Below are 20062 nucleotides of genomic sequence, written 5' to 3'. Positions count from 1 at the left end.
CCCGCTGCCTTGTGTCCTGAAGGCCCTACGGGCCTGAAAGCACGGGGCGCGGCCCCTGCCTTTCAGGGGCGCGGGGAACTGCGCGACCAGCCCCACCCACCCGCAGCCGACAACCCACCCGGGGGCCTGGGGGCGAAGCCCTCAGCTCGCGGAAGGGACGGGTAGGGGCGGCGGGGGCGAAACCCATGAGGCACCCCCGGTCGCTACCGAGCCTCCGGCGGCCGTTGCCGAGGCATGTTCGGTCGCGCCCCCGGCGGCATCGGCACCCGCCCGTTGGGACTGCCCTCGGACCGGGAGACGGCACCTCCCGCCTGCACACCCAGCGGCGCACCCCCCGCCCGGAACTCCACCATCCAGTCCGCCGTCTCCGTCCGCACCAGCTCCGTGACGTCCTCGGAGAACCGCCGAAGCACCCCGAGGCACCGCTCGGCGGCCTCCCCTGCCGTCCCCTCCGCCGGCCCCAGCACCTCCCGCGCGCTCTCGGACGCCCAGTCGAACCGCAGCACCTGCAGCCGCCGCTGCACCGCCTGGGCCGTGGCGACATCCCGCATCCACCCGGAGGTGACACCGAAGAACCGGTCCACCACCACGCACGCCACGCAGGACAGGAGTGCGAGATACCCCCAGGGGGCCGCCCCGCCCACCGCCCCGGTGAGGTCGAGCAGCGGCAGCCCGGCCCCGGCGAGCGCCCCCGTCGCCGCCCCGATCCGCAGCACACGCGCCGCCATCCGTTTCCACACCCGGTCCGTGAGATACCACGCGGCGGTCTCCAGGGCCGCCCGCTCGACCCAGTGGTACAGCTCCTCCAACCGCTCCGCCGGCTCCCCCCAGTCCCCCTGCGGGAAGGGCTGCCCGGCCAGATCCCCCACCCACGGTCCGGTCGCCGAGGTCCACGGCTCCGCCCACAGCCCGGACCCCTCACCCCGCCCGCCCTGGGGTCCCCCCTCGGGCTGCATCTCCGGCTGGCTCACCCGGCACTCCCTACGTACGTACGGCGCTCACGCACCACCTTGACGCGGCCGGACCCTTCCTACCGCCCAATGGGTGGCGAAGATGGCGTTTTCACCGCTTTTCCTCTGAGAAGATGCCCTTGATCAGATATACGAATCCCCGCCGACTCACTCGAAAGAGTGGCGCGGCACAGGTCGGGCCGACCACGTAGGCTCGTGGCGACCGTAAGAACGTGAACGGTGACGTCCGTTCGTACTCGTACGAGGGAGCTGAACGTGATCCCCGGTGGTGGCCAGCCCAACATGCAGCAGCTGCTCCAGCAGGCCCAGAAGATGCAGCAGGACCTGGCGAGGGCACAGGAGGAGCTCGCGCGGACGGAGGTCGACGGTCAGGCGGGCGGCGGCCTGGTGCGGGCCACCGTCACCGGCTCCGGCGAACTGCGCGGTCTGAAGATCGACCCCGAGGCGGTGGACCCGGAGGACACCGAGACCCTCGCCGACCTGATCGTCGCGGCCGTCCAGGCGGCCAACGAGAACGCCCAGACCCTCCAGCAGCAGAAGCTGGGCCCCCTCGCCCAGGGTCTCGGCGGCGGTGGCGCGGGCATCCCCGGACTGCCCTTCTGAACACCTCCGCGATCCCCCTCTGAGCCCATCCGTGCCCCCCACCGCCTTCCTCGGAGCGGCGGCGGCCGACTACGGTACGTACTGAAAGACACCAGGAAGGACGGCAGTCCGTGTACGAAGGCGTGGTCCAGGACCTCATCGACGAACTGGGGCGGTTGCCCGGCGTCGGTCCCAAGAGCGCGCAGCGGATCGCCTTCCACATCCTGCAGGCGGAGCCGACGGACGTACGGCGGCTGGCGCACGCCCTCCTCGAAGTGAAGGCGAAGGTCCGCTTCTGCGCGATCTGCGGCAACGTCGCTCAGGAGGAGCTGTGCGGCATCTGCCGCGACTCCCGCCGCGACATCACGGTCATCTGTGTCGTGGAGGAGCCGAAGGACGTCGTCGCGATCGAACGCACTCGCGAATTCCGGGGCCGGTACCACATCCTCGGCGGCGCGATCAGCCCGATCGAGGGCGTCGGCCCCGACGACCTGCGCATACGGGAGCTGCTGACCCGTCTGGCCGACGGGACGGTCACCGAGCTGATCCTGGCCACGGACCCGAATCTCGAAGGCGAGGCCACGGCCACGTACCTCGCCCGCATGATCAAACCCATGGGCCTCAAGGTCACCCGCCTGGCCAGCGGCCTCCCGGTGGGCGGCGACCTGGAATACGCGGACGAGGTGACCCTCGGCCGCGCCTTCGAGGGGAGACGATTGCTCGATGTCTGACGCCACGCTGCACGCGACGGACCTGAACCCGGACGACTTCGCGGTCCAGATCGCGGACCAGATCGAGAGCTTCCTGGTCGCCGTCACCGAGGTGGCCAAGGGTGACGAGCCGGACTCGGCCGTACCCTTCCTCCTCCTGGAGGTGTCCCAGCTGCTCCTTGCCGGCGGCCGCCTCGGCGCGCACGAGGACATCGTGCCGGACGAGCGTTACGAGCCCGACCCGGGCCCCGAGACGGACGTCGACGAGCTGCGCGAACGCCTGGCTCTGATGCTTGAGCCGGTCGACGTCTACTCCGAGGTCTTCGACCCCTACGAGCCCCGCAAGGCGCCGGTCCCGGCCCGTATCTCCGACGACCTCGCCGACGTCATGGCCGACCTCCGCCACGGCATGGCCCACTACCGCGCGGGCCGCACCTCCGAGGCCCTCTGGTGGTGGCAGTTCTCGTACTTCTCCAACTGGGGCTCCACGGCCTCGGCGACGCTCAGGGCCCTTCAGTCCCTGGTCGCCCACGTCCGTCTCAACCAGCCCCTCGCCGAGCTCGACGGCCTCGACACCGACCAGGAAATGATGGGCGACGAGACCCTGGAGTTCGAAGCGGGCCAGGTCATGGCGGAGGAGATCGCGGCACCGCTGGGGCTGCGCAAGGTGAAGTAGCCCCTCGCGCCGCCCGCGCTCGGCGTCCGCTCAGGGAATCGCGTCCCGTCCGTCGCCGGGCTGGACGCTCGGGGAATCGGGTCCCGTCCGTCGCCGGGCGGGACCCTTCCGCGTCACCGGGCAACTGAGCCGAGCAGTGGAAGGGTGACGGAAAGTGCTCCCGCGGGGAGCCTGCAAGCGCGGGCACCAGCGGTAGCGTAGGCACCGTCGTCGTACGACGCCCCGTACCTCCTCGCGCAATCCCCTCGCACCCCGACAGGAACCGGACCCAGTGACGTGACCGTTCTCCTGCTCCTTCTCGCGACCGTGGCCGTGACCGCCGCAGTGCTGGGCCCCCGCGCCCTGCTGAAGGCGATGTGGCCCGAGCGGGAACCCGTGGTCGCGCTGTGGGCGTGGCAGTGCCTGGTGGCGGCGGCCCTGCTGAGCTGCCTCGCGGCGCTCGCGCTCGGGACCGCCGCGGTGTTCGAGACGGTCCGCACGCGGGCCTTCGCGCCCGCGCCCCCGGCCGTGACCGCCGCGTACGACCTCACGGCCGCGCCGCCCTGGACGGCCGTACTGACGCTGGCGCTGGCCTGCGGGGCCGCATGGAGCGGCGCGATGCTGGCCCGGGAGCTGGTCGAGGCCCGGCGCAGCCGGCACCTCCGCCGCGCGCACCTGCGCGAGCGCGCCCCGGACCTCCCGGCGGGCCTGCCGCAGACGAAGGGGCCGCTGCTGGTCCTGGAGGACGAGTACCCGGACGCGTGGCTGATGCCGGGCACCCCGCCCCAACTGGTCGTCACCACAGGCGCGTTGGGCAAGCTGAGCGACCGCCAGCTGGACGCCGTGCTCGCCCACGAACTGGGCCACGCCCGCGCCCGCCACGACTGGCTGCTCCACCTCTCCACCGCCCTCGCCACGGGCTTCCCGCACATCCCCCTCTTCGCCCACTTCGCCGACCAGACCCACCGCCTGGTCGAACTCGCCGCCGACGACACGGCATCGCGCCGCTGCGGCCACCTCACCACCGCCCTGGCCCTCATCGAACTCAACCAACACCGGGGCGTGTTGACCTGCTCCAACACCCGCCGTCTGCTGGGCGACCGGGTGGAGCGCCTGCTGGAACCCCCGCCCCGCCTGGACCGCACCCGCCGCGCGGCCACCACGACCGCCGCCGCGCTCCTGGCCCTCCTCCCCCTCCTCATCGCGTTCGCACCGGCACTGGGAACGCTGTAGGCCCGTCCCATAAATGATCTACGGACCGGTCGGCTGGAAGTAGGCTGCGCGGGCTCGGTCAGTCAAAGGGGCAGGCCGGCTTGGGGGTGGTTGACCTGATAGTTCGTCATCGTTCTGTGGGGACGGCATCGTTGGCTCGCCGGGCGACCAGGATGCTGGGGCTGCTCGCCATCGCCGCGATCGCTCTGGCGGCGGTGCTCTTGTCGCCTTTCGTGCTGGAGGAGATCTCCGGCTCCCGGGGCGTGGACTGGAACCGGCTGAGCCAGGTGGGCGCCGCGTACGGCTTCACGTCGGCGATCGTCTCGGCGCTGGCGTTGGCCGGCGTCGCGGTGTCACTGATCGTGCAGAACCGGCAGGCCAGGGCGGAGCAGATCCAGGGAATCCGCGGCTACTACCTTGAGCTGGCCCGGCTGGAGCTTGAGGACATGGCACTCTTCCAACCGGTCTGGGGCGTCACGGACATCGCCGATCCGGACGAGCGGAAACGGCATGTCTATGCCGACCTGATGATGAACTACGCGTGGATGGGCTACGAGATCGGGACGATTTCCGAGACTCTGCTGCGGGACATGTTCGCCGGGATGTTCACCGGAGCGGCCGGGCGCGACTACTGGAGCAGGGCTCACCCGTCGTGGGTGGCCCGTTCGTCCGGGAGCCGGATCGGCCGTCGCTTCTTGAGCATCGTGGCCGAGGAGCACGCGCGCGCAGTCGCCGCCGGTCCACCGGTTCGCGCTCCGCGGGGGCCCAGCCCGGTTCCCGCCCCTGCCGCGGTGGCGGCACGCCGCTGGCAGGCCTCGGCCGGCGCCCTGATCGGCCTGGGCACCGGGCTGGCCCTTGGATCGTTTCTGCGCAGCCGACGCTGAGGCCGTCCTCGGGGTGGTCGACGCCCCTCGGCGAGACGATCTCGCGGACGGCCTCTATCCAGGTCCAGCCGTCTGGTCCCGGAGGAAGTCCAGGAGTATGGCCGTGAGTTCGGCGGGGGCGTCCTCCTGGACGAGGTGTCCCGCACCGGCAATCGGCTCGAATCGCGCGTCCGGGATGCGGTCGGCGAGCTCCCGCCCCTTGGCCAGGGGGATCCAACCGTCCTCCTCGCCCCAGCACACCAGTGCCGGGATGCCGATCTCCCCGTACCGGTCCTGGATCTCGTCGGTGTGGGTCTGGTCCGCCTGGGCGATCTGCCGGTAGAAGGCGGGCTGACCGTGTTCGCCGAGCCACGGCTGTACGAGCCGGTCGAGGACCGCCGGGTGCAGCCCCGGGCCGCTGGCCGAGCTGATGTACTCGCGCACCAGGGCGCGGTGCAACGCGGGCGGCAGCTGCTCGAAGACCTCGGCGTGGCGGCCGAGCAGCCGGAAGGAGGGGGAACCCCACGGGGCCAGCGCCACGGGGTCGACGAGGGCGAGCGCGCGGTAACGGGCGCCGTGCAGCAGATGCGCCCGCAGCGACACGGCCCCACCGAAGTCATGGGCCACCACCAGCGGTTCGTCCAGCCCCCAGTGCGCCAGCAACTCGGCGAAGACCCGGCCCTGGGCGGCCAGGGAGACGTCCTGGCCGGTGTGCATGTCCGACTCCCCGTAACCGGGCATGTCCCACACGAACACCTGGTACCGGCCGGTGTCGGCCAGCGCACGGGCGACGCCCCGCCAGACGTACGACGAGAAGGGCGTGCCGTGGAGGAGCACGACCGGATCCCGGCCGGGATCCCCGAGGCTGCCCCACCGCACGTCTCCCGATGCACTGGGGAAGGTCTCGGTCAGTCTCACGTCACTCACGGTCGGGTTCCTCTCGGTCGGCCTGAGCTGTGCGCACCGCGGTGAGCAGCGACTCCGGTTCCACGAACGGCGTTTCGGGGGTCGGTTCGGAGTACCAGCGCAGCGGGAAGGTGTTGCCGTCGAGGGCCGGGATGCCGACGTACGTCACCGTCCGCATGGTCCTCGCGGTCAAGCCGAAACGCTGTACGCCCGGCAGCCAGGCGTGTCTGTGTACCGTCCCCGGCCCTAGCAGGAAGTACATCCACCGGAACCCGGCCTGTTCGAGAACGACCGGCCCCGCGTCCCCGTCGGTCATCTCGATCAGTTTGCCCGCGACCGTCTCGCCGCGCCCGCCCTCGATCCGTACGGCGTCGAAGTGCACGCCGATCACACGAAGTCGGTGTCCCGCCACGGGTACCCACGAGGGCCGGTGAATTGCGTTCGTCATGGTCACACGGTGGCGATGTCGGAGCTACGCTCGGTAGTGACTGAGGTGATACACGCCGGTGTGTATCGGTCGGAGGTGCGCGCGGTGTCGGCCCAGTACAACTCCCAGCCACCGGTTGCCTGGCGCTACGGCGGCAACCAGATGAAGCGCTGGCGCACGAAGGCGAACGTGAGCCGCGAGGAGCTGGCGGTGGCCGCGAACTACTCGCCGGACACGATCAAGTCCATGGAGCAGGGGGTACGGATGCCGACCCCGAGGGTGCTGGACGTGGCGGATGAGCTGTGCCGGGCGGAGGGTTTGCTGAGCGCGGCCAAGGAGTACTTGCAGAGGGAGAAGTTTCCGGCGCGGGCTCAGGACTTCATGCTGCGGGAGAGGGAAGCGATCAGTCGGTGGTCTTACGAGGTCGCGCTGGTTCCTGGGCTGTTGCAGACGAAGGGGTACGCCCGGACGCTGATCGAGAATCGCTACCCACCTCTGGACGAGGAGACGGTGGAGGAACGGATCGCCGCCCGCCTGGAGAGGCAGACGATCCTCACGGAGCGAAAGCCCCCGGTGGCATTGAGCTTTGTGCTGTACGAGGCCGTACTGCGCAGCTCTCAGGTGGACACCGATCAGCTCGGCCGCTTGCTTGAGGCGTCCTGCCTTCGGAATGTCCTTCTGCAGGTGCTCCCCTTCGAATGGGCCATCAGTGCCGCCCTGCTGGGGCCCATGGTGTTGCTGGAGACGCGTGATCACGAGCGGTTCGTTTTCACGGAAGGACCGCTTGCCAGCGAACTTTCGGCCGATCCAGAGGTTGTCAACCGTGTGACCGAGCGGCTTAGCATGATCCGCGCGCAGGCCCTCAGCCCCGCTGAATCGGCCCGTTTCATCGAGCGGATGGTGAACCGTGATGAGTGAGCAGTTGGCGTGGTTCAAGTCGAGCTACAGCGACGACGAGGGCGGCGACTGTGTCGAAGTCGCCCTACCTGACGCACGGTTGACGGTCCATGTACGAGACTCGAAGAACCCCACCGGGCTCACCCTCATCCTGACTGCACCCGCCTGGGTCGCCTTCATCTCCGCAGGTCAGCCCGGAGCTTGAGCCCCGGGACCCGAGCTCTTCCCATGGGTTTCCAAGATCTCTGGGATGGGTGAAAAACCAACCCAACCAACCAAGCCTGGACGTGAGTTGAAGGGGCGTAACTCGAAAGGGTGACGTTCCGTGATCGGCTTGCTTCGGAACGTAAAGTCGCTCTAGGTTCGCGGCAACTGACCAAATAGATCGGCCCCGGCCGGTGCGCCAACACCAGTGCCAGGGCCTAGACCTACGGATCGAACGGACCTCGATCGTGGCTTACGCCCAGCCTAGTGCTGCCCTGCCTTCCCCGTCGCACCCGATGGCCAAAACGGGCTACGGAAAACGCTCCGTGGGTGACGAAGACCCGCACGCGGACCCGGACTTCGCACATCTGAGCCCCCGCGATGCCGAGGTCGCCGTCTTCATCGACCACCTCGAAGACGGCCACGCGATGAGTCAGAAGGTCATCGCGGCGGCACACCCCCGCTACGGACAGCAGGCCGTGAGCACCTCGACGGGGCGCCTCGTCCACGCCGGTCATCTGCGCTGGATCAGGGAGCACATCACCATCGAGGACAGCTCGATGCGGTGGGTGACGCGCACGTACTGGTCGCGTACCCCCAGGTCGGTGGCGTGGTGGGCGAACTTCGCACGGGAGTGCGACGGCAGGGACGTGACGGAGCACTACCAGTCGGGACTGGCCCGGGTCGAGGAGAGCGAGCCCGCGGAGCCGGCCGAGCGAGCGGAGCGCACCGAACCCGCCGAAGCTGCCGAGCCCGACAGGGCGGAAGCCACCGCCCCGGAGCCCAGCACCGCCTACCAGACCCTCGCCGAAGTCCGCTCCGTGGATCCCCGGATGCCGCTGTCCGACGCCGACTGCCACTCCCTCGAATCCCTCGTCACGCAGTGGCTGTCGCGTGGTGCGACGCCGCAGGACGTCACCGAGGCGCTGACGGACGGACTGCCGTCGGATGTCACCAACCCGGGCGGCTTCGCCCGCAAGCGATTGGAGAACAAGATGCCCCCGATGAGGCCCACGAAGGCCAGGATCCGGCAGAAGGCCGGCCTCCGTGCGCGTATCGACAAAGTGATCATGATCTGCGGTATGTGTCACGCGGACGAGCGGACCGTCGAGCTCGTGAACGGGCTGTGCCGTGACTGCCTCGCGGAATGTGAACGGGAAGGGCCGATGCCGGTGTACGTGCCCGTCCCGGACACCTTCCTCCCCGCCCCGCGCGCCGGTGGCCTCCCGGGCGCCGACGAGGTCGTGGACGTCACGGCCCGTGTGGACGAACTGCGCCGTGCGGCCGGTCTGGGGCGCTGGAAGTGACCCGGTCCACGGAGTCTCCGGAGGGCGAGCGGCTCTCCCTCGACCTCGGCGCCGACCTCACGGCCCGCCTGCGAGCACGAGCAAAGGTCAACCGGCGACCTGTCGACGCCGCGGTCGCGGCGGCCGATGCCCGGATCGACCGGCTTATGGGTCCGGCGGCCGACGAGCAGGGCGGGCCTCCCGCTGGAGACCCGCCGGACGGGAGGGGCGTATGAGCGTGCAGGACGTGCCGGTCAGGGCACCATGGAGTCGAGGAGGCGACGCCATGACCCCCAGGACCGAGCACCGGCCGCAGATGTCCGTCGAGGAGTTCGAGGAACTGGAACGCCATGCCCCGGAGACCGTCTGGCTGGAGTTCATCAACGGAAAGGTCGTGGTCAAGCCCATGGCAGACGGCAACCATCGCGAGATGATCGCGTGGCTGCAACGGGTGTGCATGCAGCATCGCCCCGATCTCTGGCTGCACTCGGAGAGCGGTTTGAAGACGGAGCGTTACCGCAAGGGGCGCGCCCGCGCGGATGGCGTTCTGGTGCGCGTGGGCGGTCTCAAGGGACATGGGGAGTGGTCGGAGGCCGAGGCCGCCCTGATGGCGGTGGAGGTTACGTCCTACGACTCCGACACGAATCGACGGGACCGAGTTGAGAAGCCCGACGGTTATGCGGCTGCCGGCATCCCCGTCTACCTCCTTATCGACCGCGACGACTGCTCGGTTGTCGTGTTCAACCAGCCGGAGAACGGTCGCTACCGCCATGAGGAAAAGTTTGCGTTCGGGGCCACCATCAAGCTCCCGGAGCCGGTGAACATCACACTCGACACCGAGCCCCTCAAGGAGTACGTGGACTGACGCTCTCCGTCCACCTCCGTTCGCCCCCGAGGCGGATGGCGGTGGACGGTGAATGGTGCATCGGCGGGGGAGTCCGGCGGACCGTGCCGTTCGTCGGCGGGAACATGAACCAGCCCTACTGGACGAGGCGTTCGAGGCGTCCGGCGGGGTCCTGGCGCATGCCGCGCACGGGCTTGGTGGGGTCGGCAAGTCGACCCCGGCGGTGCCGTGGGCCGCCGGGCGGGGCGTCGCTGGACCGACCCCGGGCGAGCCCGACCGACCCCGTCCGGGACCCCTCCGGAACACCTTGTACGAACGTTGCCCCGGGCCTGTACGTCCGCTGCACAGCCCCTAACCGGCGTCACGCGAATCTTGAGTCACTTCCACCGCACGAGAAGCGGAGGCAGTAACACCCCAACCTCGCACGGGAGATCGCGATGACCCGCAAGAACCGCATACGCGCCGCCATCGTCACGGCCGCCGCACTCGTCACCGCAGCCACGGTCACCGCCGGAGTCAGCACGGCCGGTGCCGAGTCCGCGCCGAAGAAGCCCTCCAAGAAGGAGATCGCGGCACTCTTCGACGGCTGGAACAAGACGCTGCGGACCGGCGACGCCAAGAAGGTGGCGAACCGCTACGCGAAGGACGCGGTGCTCCTGCCGACCGTCTCCAACAAGATCCGCACCGACCGTGCCGGCATCGTCGACTACTTCGACCACTTCCTGGAGAACAAGCCGGTCGGCAAGAAGACCAAGACGATCATCAACGTCCTGGACAGCAACTCGGCGATCGACACCGGCTCGTACTACTTCATCCTCACCGACCCGAAGACCGGCGAGAAGAAGAGGGTCGACGCCCGCTACACGTACGAGTACGAGAAGCGGAACGGCGTGTGGAAGATCGTGAACCACCACTCGTCGGCGATGCCCGAAGGCTGAGCGACAGCCGACCCCCAAGTCGTGGCTGGGCCACACCCCCCGGCCCAGCCACCCAAGGCCGACTGAGCCAACTCCCCCGGCTCAGCCACCCCCGTGCCGCGTCGCACGCAACGTGAGCGCGACGCACAACCCGCCCCCGGGCGCGTCCTTGAGGGCCACGGTCCCGTTGTCGTCGGTGACGAGTTGCTTGACGACGGCGAGGCCGAGGCCCGAACCGGACCTCCCGGTGAGGCCCTGACCGCGCCAGAAGCGGTCGAAGGCGCGGGACTTCTCGGCGTCCGACATACCGGGCCCCTCGTCCAGCACCGACAGCACCACCTCGTCGCCCCGGGTCTCCATCGAGACCGTGATGGCCGCACCGTCCGGTGAGACCTCCAGGGCGTTGGAAAGCACGTTGTCCAGGACCTGGTCCAGATGACCGGGACTGGCCAGCACGAACGGCCGGCCGTCGGCACTCCCCCTGAGCGTGATGGTGACTCCGCGCTCGTCGGCGGCCGGTCTCCACACGTCGAGACGTTCCTGGATGATCTCCCGGAGGGACAGCGGTTCCGCCGCCGTCACCTTCGCCTCCGCCCGCGCCAGCACCAGCAGGCCGTTGACCAGGCGGCTCATCCGGACCACCTCGGCGGTGGCCTGCTCCACGTCCTCCCGTACGAACTCGTCGTCCGTGCCGTCCGCGATGTTGTCCAGAGACAGGCGCAACGCCGTCAGGGGCGTGCGCAGTTGGTGCGAGGCGTCGGCGACGAAGATGCGCTGCGACGCGATCAGCGTGTCCAGGCGTTCGCCCGCCTGGTTCAACGTGCGCGCCAGGGTCTGCGTCTCCTGCGGGCCCGTCACGGGGGAGCGGGCCGTCAGGTCGCCGTCGCTCATCTTGCTCGCCATCTCGTTGAGCTGGCGGAGGGGGGCGGTCAGGCGCCGGGCGGCGAAGACACCGATGATCGCGGCTGCCAGCAGGACGAGGAGGGCCAGTGCCGCCCGGAATCCCCAGATCTGCCAGAGCCGGTCCGTGAGGTGGTCGGTCGAGAACATGATCCGGACGGCGCCGACGACGTTGTCCGTCTTCGTCTTCCCGTCCGGCGAGCGCTCGAAGGCAGGGACGGTGACCACCAGGTTCTCGCCCCAGATGAACTTGGAGCCCCAGTCGACGGTGGCCCGGCCGCGCTCCAGAGCCACGGCCAGCGCCGCGTCCGGGACCGGTTCGTTCAGGCCTTGCCCCGCGCACCTGTCGGTGGCGGTGACCTCGACCTGCTCCTCCTTCTTCGGGTACGCCCCGGCCATCTGCGCCAGGGCCGCGCACGAAGCGGTGTCACCGGCGCCCAGCAGCCGGGCCATGGTCTCGGCCTCGCGCTGGACGGCTTGGCTGGTGTCCCCCCGCAACTGATTTGTGAGCGTGAACGCCACCGGCACGGTGAACAGGGCGATGGCGACCGCCACGAGGAGCACGTAGCTGCGGATGAGCTGACGGATCATGACGTGCCGTTGCCCTCACGCGTGCCGCCGGTCGGCGCGGCCTCTTCGTTCTCGGCCGCGTTCACGTTTTCGTTCACGATCAGCCGGAACCCCACCCCCCGCACCGCCTCGATCGTGATCGCCCCGGCCAGCTTGCGCCGCAGCGCCGCCACATGGACGTCCAGCGTCTTCGTCGGGCCGAACCAGTTCGCGTCCCAGACCGCTTCCATGATCTGTTCGCGCGACATCAGGGCGCCCGGCTCCTCGGTGAGGAACGAGAGGAGGTCGTACTCCTTGGGGGCGAGCCCCACCTCCGTACCGTCGAGGTGGACGCGCGCGGCCTTGCGGTCGATGGTGAGGCGGGGGCCGTAGCGGTCGGGGCCGGCCGCGGGCGCGCCGGCGGCGCGCGGCTGCACGCGGCGCATCACCGCCCTTATACGGGCGATCACCTCGCGGACGCCGAACGGCTTCGAGACGTAGTCGTCGGCGCCCAGCTCCAGCCCGACCACGCGGTCCGTCTCGTCGCTGCGGGCGCTGATCACGATGATCGGCACCTGGCTGCGGTCCCTGAGGGCCTTGCAGACGTCGAGGCCGTCGGTGTCGGGCAGGCCGAGATCGAGGAGGACGACGTCGTACGGGCCGCCGTACGACAGCGCCGCCCCGCCCGTGTTGACCCACTCCACCTCGAAGCCGTATCGCAGGAGTCCACGTCGCAGGGACTCGGCGACCGGCTCGTCGTCTTCCACCAGAAGTACGCGCACGGCCACGACCTTAGTGCTTGAAAGTTGGCGTTTCGTCGGCGCGGGCGCCCTCGGTGTGACTCCAGGCACTTTTCCCCGTCCGCGCCGACTGTTCGGCGGTGACCTGGGCAGAGACGTTCCCGGAGCGGTCGAAGGTCCGGGCGACAAGCCGGGGTGAAACCGGTGGAAGGGCCGGAGAAATCCCAGGTGATCAAAAGGTGAGCGGGACATCTCACCATGCGATACCAGGGAAGGGAATTTCGGCCGCTCGATAGACTGAGCCGACCGCCGCAGCACGTATGAACACATATGAAAACGTATGCATATGTGTGTAGGTGCGGATATTAGGGACTGAAACGGAGCGAGGAGCGCACGTGGGCCTTGTCGTGCAGAAGTACGGAGGCTCCTCCGTAGCCGATGCCGAGGGCATCAAGCGCGTCGCCAAGCGGATCGTGGAAGCGAAGAAGAACGGCCACCAAGTGGTCGTCGTCGTTTCCGCGATGGGCGACACGACGGACGAGCTGATCGATCTCGCCGAGCAGGTGTCACCGATGCCTGCCGGGCGTGAGTTCGACATGCTGCTGACCGCCGGAGAGCGGATCTCCATGGCGCTGCTGGCCATGGCGATCAAAAACCTGGGCCACGAGGCCCAGTCGTTCACCGGCAGCCAGGCAGGTGTCATCACCGACTCGGTCCACAACAAAGCCCGGATCATCGACGTCACGCCCGGCCGGATCCGTACGGCGCTGGACGAGGGCAACATCGCCATCGTCGCCGGGTTCCAGGGCGTCAGCGCGGACAAGAAGGACATCACGACCCTCGGTCGCGGCGGGTCGGACACGACCGCCGTCGCGCTGGCCGCCGCGCTGGAGGCCGAGGTCTGTGAGATCTACACCGACGTCGACGGCGTCTTCACCGCCGACCCGCGGGTCGTGAAGAAGGCGAAGAAGATCGACTGGATCTCCTCCGAGGACATGCTCGAACTGGCGGCGTCCGGTTCGAAGGTGCTGCTCCACCGCTGTGTCGAGTACGCCCGCCGCTACAACATCCCGATCCACGTCCGCTCGTCCTTCTCCGGACTGCCGGGCACCTGGGTCAGCAACGAGAAGCCAGAGTCGCAAGGGGACCACAAGGTGGAGCACGCCATCATCTCCGGAGTCGCCCACGACGTCTCCGAGGCCAAGGTCACGGTCGTCGGCGTCCCGGACAAGCCGGGCGAGGCCGCCGCGATCTTCCGCGCCATCGCGGACGCCGAGGTCAACATCGACATGGTCGTGCAGAACGTCTCGGCCGTGACGACCGGTCTGACGGACATCTCCTTCACCCTTCCCAAGACCGAGGGCCGCAAGGCCATCGCCGCCCTGGAGAAGAACAAGGCGGGCATCGGCTTCGACTCGCTGCGCTACGACGACCAGATCGGCAAGATCTCCCTGGTCGGCGCGGGCATGAAGACCAACCCGGGCGTCACCGCCTCCTTCTTCGAGGCGCTGTCCGACGCCGGCGTGAACATCGAGCTCATCTCGACCTCCGAGATCCGCATCTCGGTCGTCACCCGCGCCGACGACGTGCCGGAGGCCGTGCGCGCAGTGCACACCGCCTTCGGACTCGACTCCGACAGCGACGAGGCCGTCGTCTACGGGGGTACCGGACGATGACGGCCCGCTCACGCGGTTCTCACGGCTCGTACGGTTCTCACGGCTCGTGCGGCTCAGGCTGCCGGTGCGACGGCGGCTTCGGTCGTTGAGGGCCGTCGATGCCGGGCGGGCCGGGCGTGCCGGTCGGCCGACGCTCGCGGTCGTGGGCGCGACCGGTGCCGTCGGCACGGTCATGCTCCAGATCCTGTCCCACCGGGCCGACATCTGGGGCGAGATCCGTCTGATCGCCTCTCCGCGCTCGGCCGGCCGCAAGCTGGCCGTGCGCGGGGAACAGATCGAGGTGACGGCCCTGTCGGAGGAGGCCTTCGACGGGGTCGACGTCGCCATGTTCGACGTACCGGACGAGGTCGCGGCGCACTGGGCGCCGATCGCCGTCTCCAAGGGCGCGGTCGTGGTGGACAACTCGGGCGCCTTCCGGATGGACCCGGAGGTGCCCCTCGTCGTCCCCGAGGTCAATCCGCACGCCGCCCGCGTCCGGCCGCGCGGGATCATCGCCAACCCCAACTGCACGACCCTCTCCATGATCGTGGCGCTCGGCGCGCTGCACGCCGAGTTCGGGCTGCGCGAGCTGGTGGCCTCCTCGTACCAGGCGGTCAGCGGCGCGGGACGGGCCGGCGTGGAGACCCTGCGGCAGCAGATCGCCCTCGTCGCCGGTACGGAACTGGGGACCAGGCCCGGTGACGTGCGGCGGGCCGTGGGCGACAACACCGGGCCGTTCCCGGAACCGGTGGCGCTGAACGTGGTGCCGTGGGCCGGGTCGCTCCGCGCGGACGGCTGGTCCTCGGAGGAGATGAAGGTCCGGGACGAGTCCCGCAAGATCCTCGGACTGCCTAAGCTGCCGGTCGCCGTGACCTGCGTACGGGTGCCGGTCGTCACCACGCACTCCCTCACCCTGCACGCCCGCTTCGAGGGCGAGGTCACGGTCGCCAAGGCGCGCGAGATCCTCGCCACGGCCCCGGGGGTCGTCCTCTGCGACGACCCGGCCGCGGGCGAGTTCCCCACCCCCGCGGACGTGGTCGGCACCGACCCGACGTGGGTGGGGCGCGTACGCCGGGCCCTGGACGATCCGACGGCGCTGGAGCTTTTCGTCTGCGGGGACAACCTGCGGAAGGGCTCCGCCCTGAACACGGCGCAGATCGCGGAGCTGGTGGCGGCGGAGGGTGTGGGGTCGGGCGCTCGCTAGCTCGGGGGTTCGGGTGCGTCGGAGGGTGCGGGTGGTTCGTGGTTGCTCGCGCAGTTCCCCGCGCCCCTGAAAGACCAGGCCCTTGCGGGCCTGAAAGACCACGGCCCTGCGGGCCTGAAAAGCACGGGGCGCAGCCCCTGCTTTTCAGGGGCGCGGGGAACTGCGCGACCAGCCCCCACCGGACCCGCACCCGCCGACGAACCCGCCCCCCGACCCCCTGGGCACCCGGCGAAAGCGGCGCAGCCCCTCGTGGCGTGTAAGTTCTTCGAGTCGACGGTTCGGTGGGCGGAGAATTTCCGGCCGTGCCGTCGTCGGATCTCCGGGTTGATTCAGGCCTCCCGGTGATCGAGGATTTTTTCTCCCCGTCCGCCGCAACCGCGCGCGGACGGGGAGCGTCTTTCACGGGCGCCCTTCGGCGGGGCTGGGCGCCAAAACTTGGGGCATAGGGGAAGAGCTGGTACGCATGAGGGCGTTCGACGTGCTGTCCGGTGTTCGGCGGGCCGTACCGACAGCTGAGCGCAGCGTGCCGCGGGGCGCGTCTGCCGCACCGACCCACGCAGGTGTCATGCGGACACGCGTGCGGTCCGACGCAAAAGAGATGCCTGCGGCGTACAACCTCAACGGGGGGATGCGGGTCCAACAGGCGTGGCAGAGGTACTCGAATTCACCGCGGTACAGACGAGGGGCACCGCCCTTCGTCCACCCCGCCGTCCCCGCTTGCCCGGTTCGGCCGGCGGCATGCCGGTGATCGCGCCGATGCCTGCGGCGCGGCCGACCCGCATACCCAATCAGCGCGACGGCGCGGACGACACGACGGTGCCGGCCTCCGGCACGACGGTCGACCATCTCACCGAGACCTATCGCGCCCACTACCGCTCGCTTCTCGGACTCGCGGCGCTCCTCCTCGACGACACCGCCTCCTGTGAGGACGTCGTCCAGGAAGCGTTCATCCGTGTGCACTCGGCGCGCAAGCGCGTCCGTGAACCGGAGAAGACGCTCGCCTACCTGCGCCAGACGGTCGTGAACCTCTCGCGTTCCGCCCTGCGCCGCCGCATCCTCGGCCTGAAGCTGCTGTCGAAGCCGATGCCCGACATGGCGAGCGCGGAGGAGGGCGCGTACGACCTGCTGGAGCGCGACTCCCTCATCAAGGCGATGAAGGGGCTGCAGCGCCGCCAGCGCGAGGTTCTCGTACTGCGCTACTTCGCCGACATGACCGAGGCCCAGGTTGCCGAGACCCTCGGCATATCGCTGGGCTCGGTCAAGGCGTACGGTTCCCGCGGCATCGCGGCACTGCGCGTCGCCATGGAGGCGTCGGCATGAGCACGCACGGCAGGGACGACGGATCCGACACGCGCGACGGGCGGGACGGGCGGGATGACCTCGGCGCCCGGAGGCGTGCCTCCTGGGGACGCCGGGACGACGACGAACGCGCCGATGCGCGCGGGGACGAACGCGCCGATGAGCGCGGGCCGGACGGGCGCGTCGGGGGGCGCGGGCTCGAAGAGCACGAAGAAACGCAATCGCACGCTGGGAACGGAACTGTGAATCACGGCCCCGCAGAACAAGGCCCCCACCCCAAGGGCCGGCATCTCGAAGGCCGCTCGCCGGACGACGCGCGGTCGAACGACTCGCGTTCGGAGGGCCAGCCTTCGGACGACGTGCCTTCGGAGCACCAGCCTTCGGAGCACCAGCCTTCGGACGACGTGCCTTCGGACGACTCGGGCGACTCGCGGTCGGGCGACCTGAATTCGGCTGACCTCGATCCGGATGCGGACGACTTGGGTGCGGACCCCTCAGAGGCGGGTTCCTCGTCCGAGGACTCCTCGTCCAAGGGCTCCTCGCCCGAGGGCATCTCGGGTGCGGCCGAGCCGGATGGCGACGGGCCGCGCTTCGGTGCGCTGGGCTCGGCGGGCCTGGGGTCGGGCGGTGAGGGTTCCGGCGGCTCGGGTTCGAACGGCTCCGGGCCGAAGGGGACCGGCGGGTTCGAGCCGGACGACGAGCTGGTGCTGCGCAATCTGCTGCAGCTCGCGGTGTCGGAGATCGAGCCCAGGGACGGCACGCTGGAGCACCTGCGGCGGGCGGTACCGGCGAGGCGGGCGCGCAAGCGGCAGGCCGTCGTCGGTATGGCCGCCGCCGCGCTCTTCATCGGCACGGCGATCCCCGCCCTCGTCCACGTCTCCAACTCCACCGGCTCCGACCTCAACACCTCCAACATGGGCAACGGCTCGCACACGCAGGGGAGCGCGGGCCAGTCCAAGGGGCAGACCGGCGGGGGTGGCTCGTCGGGCGGTTCCTCCGGCGGTTCCAAGGGCTCCGGCAAGGACACCGGCAAGAGCAAGGGCGACAAGGGCAAGGGCCAGAGCAACGGCTCCACGGGCGGCGCCCAGCCGACGCCCACTACCAATGCCTCCGCCCTGTGCACGTCGGCCCAGCTCGGCGGCGGCGCCAGCGTGATGTCACCGGACTCCGGCGGCGCCGTCTACGGCACGTTCCGCGTCTCCAACATCTCCGGCACGAGCTGTACGGTCAGCGGCGCGGGCAGCGTGAACACCACCGCGCAGGGTGCCGCGGATCAAGCGAAGATCACCGTGGCGAACCATGTCGCGGGCGACGTGGCGGCCGGACTGCCCGACCCGTCACTGTCCCTGACGCAGCTGATGCTGGCGCCGGGAGCCGCGTACGAGGTGCAGTTCGCCTGGGTGCCTTCCGAGCCCTGCCCCACCACCAGCGGCGGCACGACCGATGGCGGCGGCACCGGCGGCACGGACCCGTCACCGGACCCGACGCCCACGGGGGAGGCGACCCCCGGCACCACCACCGACGGCTCCAACTCCGTCTCCACCCAGCTCTTCACCGAGGACGGCGTCATCGACGGCAGCGTCCTCGTCTCCCACACCACCGAGGGCGGCATCGCCACCTTCACGACAGCCGTCAGCAACGCCTGCGCGGGCGTGGTCTACCGCACGGGCCTGATGGCAGGCGCCTGACCGAGAGCGCCCCCGGGGGAGCACCGCCGACCGCGCGGTGCTCGCCGGGGTACGGCGATGCGCGGCGGTTCCGGTGACGCGTGATGGTTCCGACTTCGCGCGGTGGTTCGGGTGGCGCGCGGTGGTTCGCCGGTCCTACTTCGCCGGCTCGGCTTCCCGGGAGAGGGCCTCGTCCGGGCGGCCTTCTTGCGGCCCGTTCTCGCCCGGCCGGTCGGTGTCCTGGCCCAGGCCCAGTTCCGCGTCCCGGATGAACTCGACCTCGCGGCGGACCAGGCGGAACCACATGAAGACGACGAAGCCGGCGAAGACGAACCACTCGCCGGTGTAGCCGAGGTTCTGGAAGGCCTTGAGGTCGAGCCCGGTGTCCTGCGGCGTCGTCGCGGGCACGGCCTTCATGCCCGAGTCGGCCTTGTCGAGAGTGATCCAGGCGTCGTACAGGTCGTCCGGCACGAGGTTCACCAGCGTCGCCGCGCTGATCGCCGAGGTCTGCCCGGCCGGGAGCCCGCCCTGGACGGGCACACCGTTCGACCCCGGGGTCTCGCCCGCCTGCAGCGAACCGGTGACGGTGACCTCGCCGGAGGGCGCGGCCGGGGTGCGGTCGGGGTCCGCGGAGCCGGGCAGCCAGCCCCGTACGACGGGCAGGGCCTTGTCCTCGTCGGTGCGCAGCAGTGTCAGCACGTAGAAGCCGTTCCTGCCGTCCACCTCGCGGTTCGGCACGAGGAGCTGCTCGCCGTACCGTCCGGTCACGGTGGCCAGCTCGCCCGAGGTCTCCTTGTCCACCGGCAGCAGCTCGTCCAGCGGGCGGGCCGGGGCCCGGTCCGCCGGGTCGATCCGCTCGGTCGCCGCACGATGGTCCTGCATCCGGCCCTCGAACCGGCTCAGCTGCCACGATCCCATGAACACGCAGAAGGGGATGGCGAGCAGCACGAAGACGTTGATCCCCCACCATCGGGGCGTCAGCAGAAACCGGTACACGCCTTCCACCGTACGGTGCCCGCGCCGCGCGCCCGGCTGCGGGGTCGGCCCGCGCGGCCCGTGCGGCCCGCCGCTCAGTACCGCTCGACGAGGTGCACTCGCCCGGCCGGTGGCTCGTACGGTTCGGGCCAGAAGTCGGTGACGGCGGCTATCCGGCCGTCCGCGTCCCCCGTGAAGAAGGAGATCGCGTGCATCTCCTCCTGCCCCATGGTGACGTGCGTCCAGCTGACGACCTGCCCCGGTCGTCCCGACTGCTCGGAGTCCCCCGCCCGCCCCGGCTCCGCGACGATCCGCTCGACCCGGGCGTGCCAGTCGCCCGGATACTCCCGGTTGAACTCCACATACCGCTCCCTGCCCCGTATCCGCTCCCGCGTCTGCGGCAGCTCGTACACGACGTCCTCCGCCAGCGTCTCGGCGAACGCGGTCCAGTCCCGGCTTTCGGTGGCGGCCCAGAAACGCTCGACGGTCCGGCGCAGATCGGTCGTTGACGTCGTTGAGGTCATGCGGCGAGTCTGCACCCGGCCACTGACAATCGGCCCGGAGGAACCCGACGGGAGCCGAAGTTATCCACAGGCCGG

22 protein-coding genes are annotated in these 20062 nt (G+C 70.0%); 15 read left to right on the top strand and 7 right to left on the bottom strand.

The annotated features are described in order from the left end of the window. Window positions 1–203: 203 nt before the first annotated feature. Window positions 204–971 carry an SLATT domain-containing protein gene (locus OG622_RS22430; RefSeq protein WP_371578414.1) on the bottom strand — a complete coding sequence of 256 codons (768 nt, stop codon included), beginning with the start codon at window positions 969–971 and terminating at the stop codon, window positions 204–206. Between the two features lie 255 nt (window positions 972–1226). Here OG622_RS22430 and OG622_RS22425 point away from each other — a divergent pair, with 255 nt between their 5' ends. The 5 genes from OG622_RS22425 (at window position 1227) to OG622_RS22405 (ending at window position 5014) form a co-directional block, all read left to right on the top strand. Beyond that, the gene (locus OG622_RS22425) at window positions 1227–1574 is read left to right on the top strand and encodes a YbaB/EbfC family nucleoid-associated protein (RefSeq protein WP_371578413.1); all 348 of its coding nucleotides are present in this window, start codon (window positions 1227–1229) and stop codon (window positions 1572–1574) included. Window positions 1575–1684: 110 nt separating this feature from the next. Beyond that, a complete protein-coding gene (gene recR, locus OG622_RS22420; protein ID WP_371578412.1) occupies window positions 1685–2284 on the top strand; it encodes a recombination mediator RecR in 600 nt (199 codons plus the stop codon). Then, window positions 2277–2939 (top strand): DUF5063 domain-containing protein, encoded by a 663-nt coding sequence (locus OG622_RS22415; protein WP_371578411.1) that lies wholly within the window; start codon window positions 2277–2279, stop codon window positions 2937–2939. The genes recR and OG622_RS22415 overlap by 8 nt, the downstream gene beginning before the upstream one ends. 276 nt (window positions 2940–3215) lie before the next feature. Next, window positions 3216–4151, top strand: a complete 936-nt coding sequence (locus tag OG622_RS22410) for a M56 family metallopeptidase (RefSeq protein WP_371578410.1) — start codon at window positions 3216–3218, stop codon at window positions 4149–4151. Window positions 4152–4282: 131 nt separating this feature from the next. Beyond that, complete coding sequence (locus tag OG622_RS22405; RefSeq protein WP_371578409.1) at window positions 4283–5014, top strand: DUF6082 family protein; 732 nt, start codon at window positions 4283–4285, stop codon at window positions 5012–5014. A 54-nt stretch (window positions 5015–5068) separates the two neighbouring features. On the opposite strand, the gene OG622_RS22400 is transcribed toward OG622_RS22405, so the two are convergent. Both OG622_RS22400 and OG622_RS22395 read right to left on the bottom strand, forming a co-directional pair. Beyond that, window positions 5069–5920, bottom strand: a complete 852-nt coding sequence (locus OG622_RS22400; RefSeq protein WP_371578408.1) for an alpha/beta fold hydrolase — start codon at window positions 5918–5920, stop codon at window positions 5069–5071. Next, entirely contained in the window at window positions 5913–6353 is a 441-nt protein-coding gene (locus OG622_RS22395; RefSeq protein WP_371578407.1) for a hypothetical protein, read from the bottom strand. Before OG622_RS22395 ends, OG622_RS22400 begins: the two co-directional genes overlap by 8 nt. Before the next feature lie 135 nt (window positions 6354–6488). Here OG622_RS22395 and OG622_RS22390 point away from each other — a divergent pair, with 135 nt between their 5' ends. From OG622_RS22390 to OG622_RS22365, 6 genes are all read left to right on the top strand, one after another. Then, window positions 6489–7244 (top strand): helix-turn-helix transcriptional regulator, encoded by a 756-nt coding sequence (locus tag OG622_RS22390; protein ID WP_371584177.1) that lies wholly within the window; start codon window positions 6489–6491, stop codon window positions 7242–7244. Continuing rightward, entirely contained in the window at window positions 7237–7428 is a 192-nt protein-coding gene (locus tag OG622_RS22385; protein ID WP_371578406.1) for a DUF397 domain-containing protein, read from the top strand. The genes OG622_RS22390 and OG622_RS22385 overlap by 8 nt, the downstream gene beginning before the upstream one ends. A 325-nt stretch (window positions 7429–7753) precedes the next feature. Continuing rightward, entirely contained in the window at window positions 7754–8734 is a 981-nt protein-coding gene (locus OG622_RS22380) for a hypothetical protein (protein ID WP_371578405.1), read from the top strand. Further along, window positions 8731–8949: a hypothetical protein gene (locus OG622_RS22375; protein ID WP_371578404.1), complete on the top strand. Its 219-nt coding sequence runs from the start codon at window positions 8731–8733 to the stop codon at window positions 8947–8949. The genes OG622_RS22380 and OG622_RS22375 overlap by 4 nt, the downstream gene beginning before the upstream one ends. Window positions 8950–8999: 50 nt before the next feature. After that, window positions 9000–9578, top strand: coding sequence for a Uma2 family endonuclease (locus OG622_RS22370; RefSeq protein WP_037702672.1), 579 nt, complete (start codon window positions 9000–9002; stop codon window positions 9576–9578). 416 nt (window positions 9579–9994) lie between these two features. Next, window positions 9995–10495 carry an SgcJ/EcaC family oxidoreductase gene (locus tag OG622_RS22365; RefSeq protein ID WP_371578403.1) on the top strand — a complete coding sequence of 167 codons (501 nt, stop codon included), beginning with the start codon at window positions 9995–9997 and terminating at the stop codon, window positions 10493–10495. Between the two features lie 81 nt (window positions 10496–10576). Here OG622_RS22365 and OG622_RS22360 read toward each other — a convergent pair whose 3' ends face one another. Together OG622_RS22360 and OG622_RS22355 are read right to left on the bottom strand one after the other, a co-directional pair. Next, window positions 10577–11965 carry an ATP-binding protein gene (locus tag OG622_RS22360; protein WP_371578402.1) on the bottom strand — a complete coding sequence of 463 codons (1389 nt, stop codon included), beginning with the start codon at window positions 11963–11965 and terminating at the stop codon, window positions 10577–10579. Next, on the bottom strand, window positions 11962–12705 hold the full coding sequence (locus OG622_RS22355; RefSeq protein WP_371578401.1) for a response regulator transcription factor: 744 nt from the start codon (window positions 12703–12705) through the stop codon (window positions 11962–11964). Before OG622_RS22355 ends, OG622_RS22360 begins: the two co-directional genes overlap by 4 nt. A 353-nt stretch (window positions 12706–13058) precedes the next feature. On the opposite strand from OG622_RS22355, the gene OG622_RS22350 reads away from it, so the two are divergent. The 4 genes from OG622_RS22350 (at window position 13059) to OG622_RS22335 (ending at window position 18509) form a co-directional block, all read left to right on the top strand. Further along, window positions 13059–14339, top strand: coding sequence for an aspartate kinase (locus tag OG622_RS22350; RefSeq protein WP_371578400.1), 1281 nt, complete (start codon window positions 13059–13061; stop codon window positions 14337–14339). 85 nt (window positions 14340–14424) lie between these two features. Continuing rightward, window positions 14425–15522 carry an aspartate-semialdehyde dehydrogenase gene (locus OG622_RS22345; RefSeq protein WP_371578399.1) on the top strand — a complete coding sequence of 366 codons (1098 nt, stop codon included), beginning with the start codon at window positions 14425–14427 and terminating at the stop codon, window positions 15520–15522. 645 nt (window positions 15523–16167) lie between these two features. Next, window positions 16168–16842: a SigE family RNA polymerase sigma factor gene (locus OG622_RS22340; protein WP_371578398.1), complete on the top strand. Its 675-nt coding sequence runs from the start codon at window positions 16168–16170 to the stop codon at window positions 16840–16842. 383 nt (window positions 16843–17225) lie between these two features. Next, on the top strand, window positions 17226–18509 hold the full coding sequence (locus OG622_RS22335; protein WP_371578397.1) for a hypothetical protein: 1284 nt from the start codon (window positions 17226–17228) through the stop codon (window positions 18507–18509). 135 nt (window positions 18510–18644) lie between these two features. On the opposite strand, the gene OG622_RS22330 is transcribed toward OG622_RS22335, so the two are convergent. Next, window positions 18645–19484 (bottom strand): SURF1 family protein, encoded by an 840-nt coding sequence (locus tag OG622_RS22330; RefSeq protein ID WP_371578396.1) that lies wholly within the window; start codon window positions 19482–19484, stop codon window positions 18645–18647. A 74-nt stretch (window positions 19485–19558) separates the two neighbouring features. After that, window positions 19559–19987 carry a nuclear transport factor 2 family protein gene (locus OG622_RS22325; protein ID WP_371578395.1) on the bottom strand — a complete coding sequence of 143 codons (429 nt, stop codon included), beginning with the start codon at window positions 19985–19987 and terminating at the stop codon, window positions 19559–19561. Window positions 19988–20062 lie beyond the last annotated feature (75 nt).

Source organism: Streptomyces sp. NBC_01314 (genome assembly GCF_041435215.1).
Lineage (GTDB): Bacteria > Actinomycetota > Actinomycetes > Streptomycetales > Streptomycetaceae > Streptomyces.
The sequence above is the reverse complement of the archived record's forward strand: the minus strand, read 5'-3'. Positions and strand labels throughout refer to the sequence as shown.

Excerpts from the sequence above, each read along its gene's own strand:
- OG622_RS22415 (WP_371578411.1), top strand. The coding sequence starts at position 2,277 with ATGTCTGACGCCACGCTGCACGCGACGGACCTGAACCCGGACGACTTC.
- OG622_RS22390 (WP_371584177.1), top strand. The coding sequence starts at position 6,489 with ATGAAGCGCTGGCGCACGAAGGCGAACGTGAGCCGCGAGGAGCTGGCG.
- OG622_RS22385 (WP_371578406.1), top strand. The coding sequence starts at position 7,237 with ATGAGTGAGCAGTTGGCGTGGTTCAAGTCGAGCTACAGCGACGACGAG.
- OG622_RS22370 (WP_037702672.1), top strand. The coding sequence starts at position 9,000 with ATGACCCCCAGGACCGAGCACCGGCCGCAGATGTCCGTCGAGGAGTTC.
- OG622_RS22365 (WP_371578403.1), top strand. The coding sequence starts at position 9,995 with ATGACCCGCAAGAACCGCATACGCGCCGCCATCGTCACGGCCGCCGCA.
- OG622_RS22360 (WP_371578402.1), bottom strand. The coding sequence starts at position 11,965 with ATGATCCGTCAGCTCATCCGCAGCTACGTGCTCCTCGTGGCGGTCGCC.
- OG622_RS22325 (WP_371578395.1), bottom strand. The coding sequence starts at position 19,987 with ATGACCTCAACGACGTCAACGACCGATCTGCGCCGGACCGTCGAGCGT.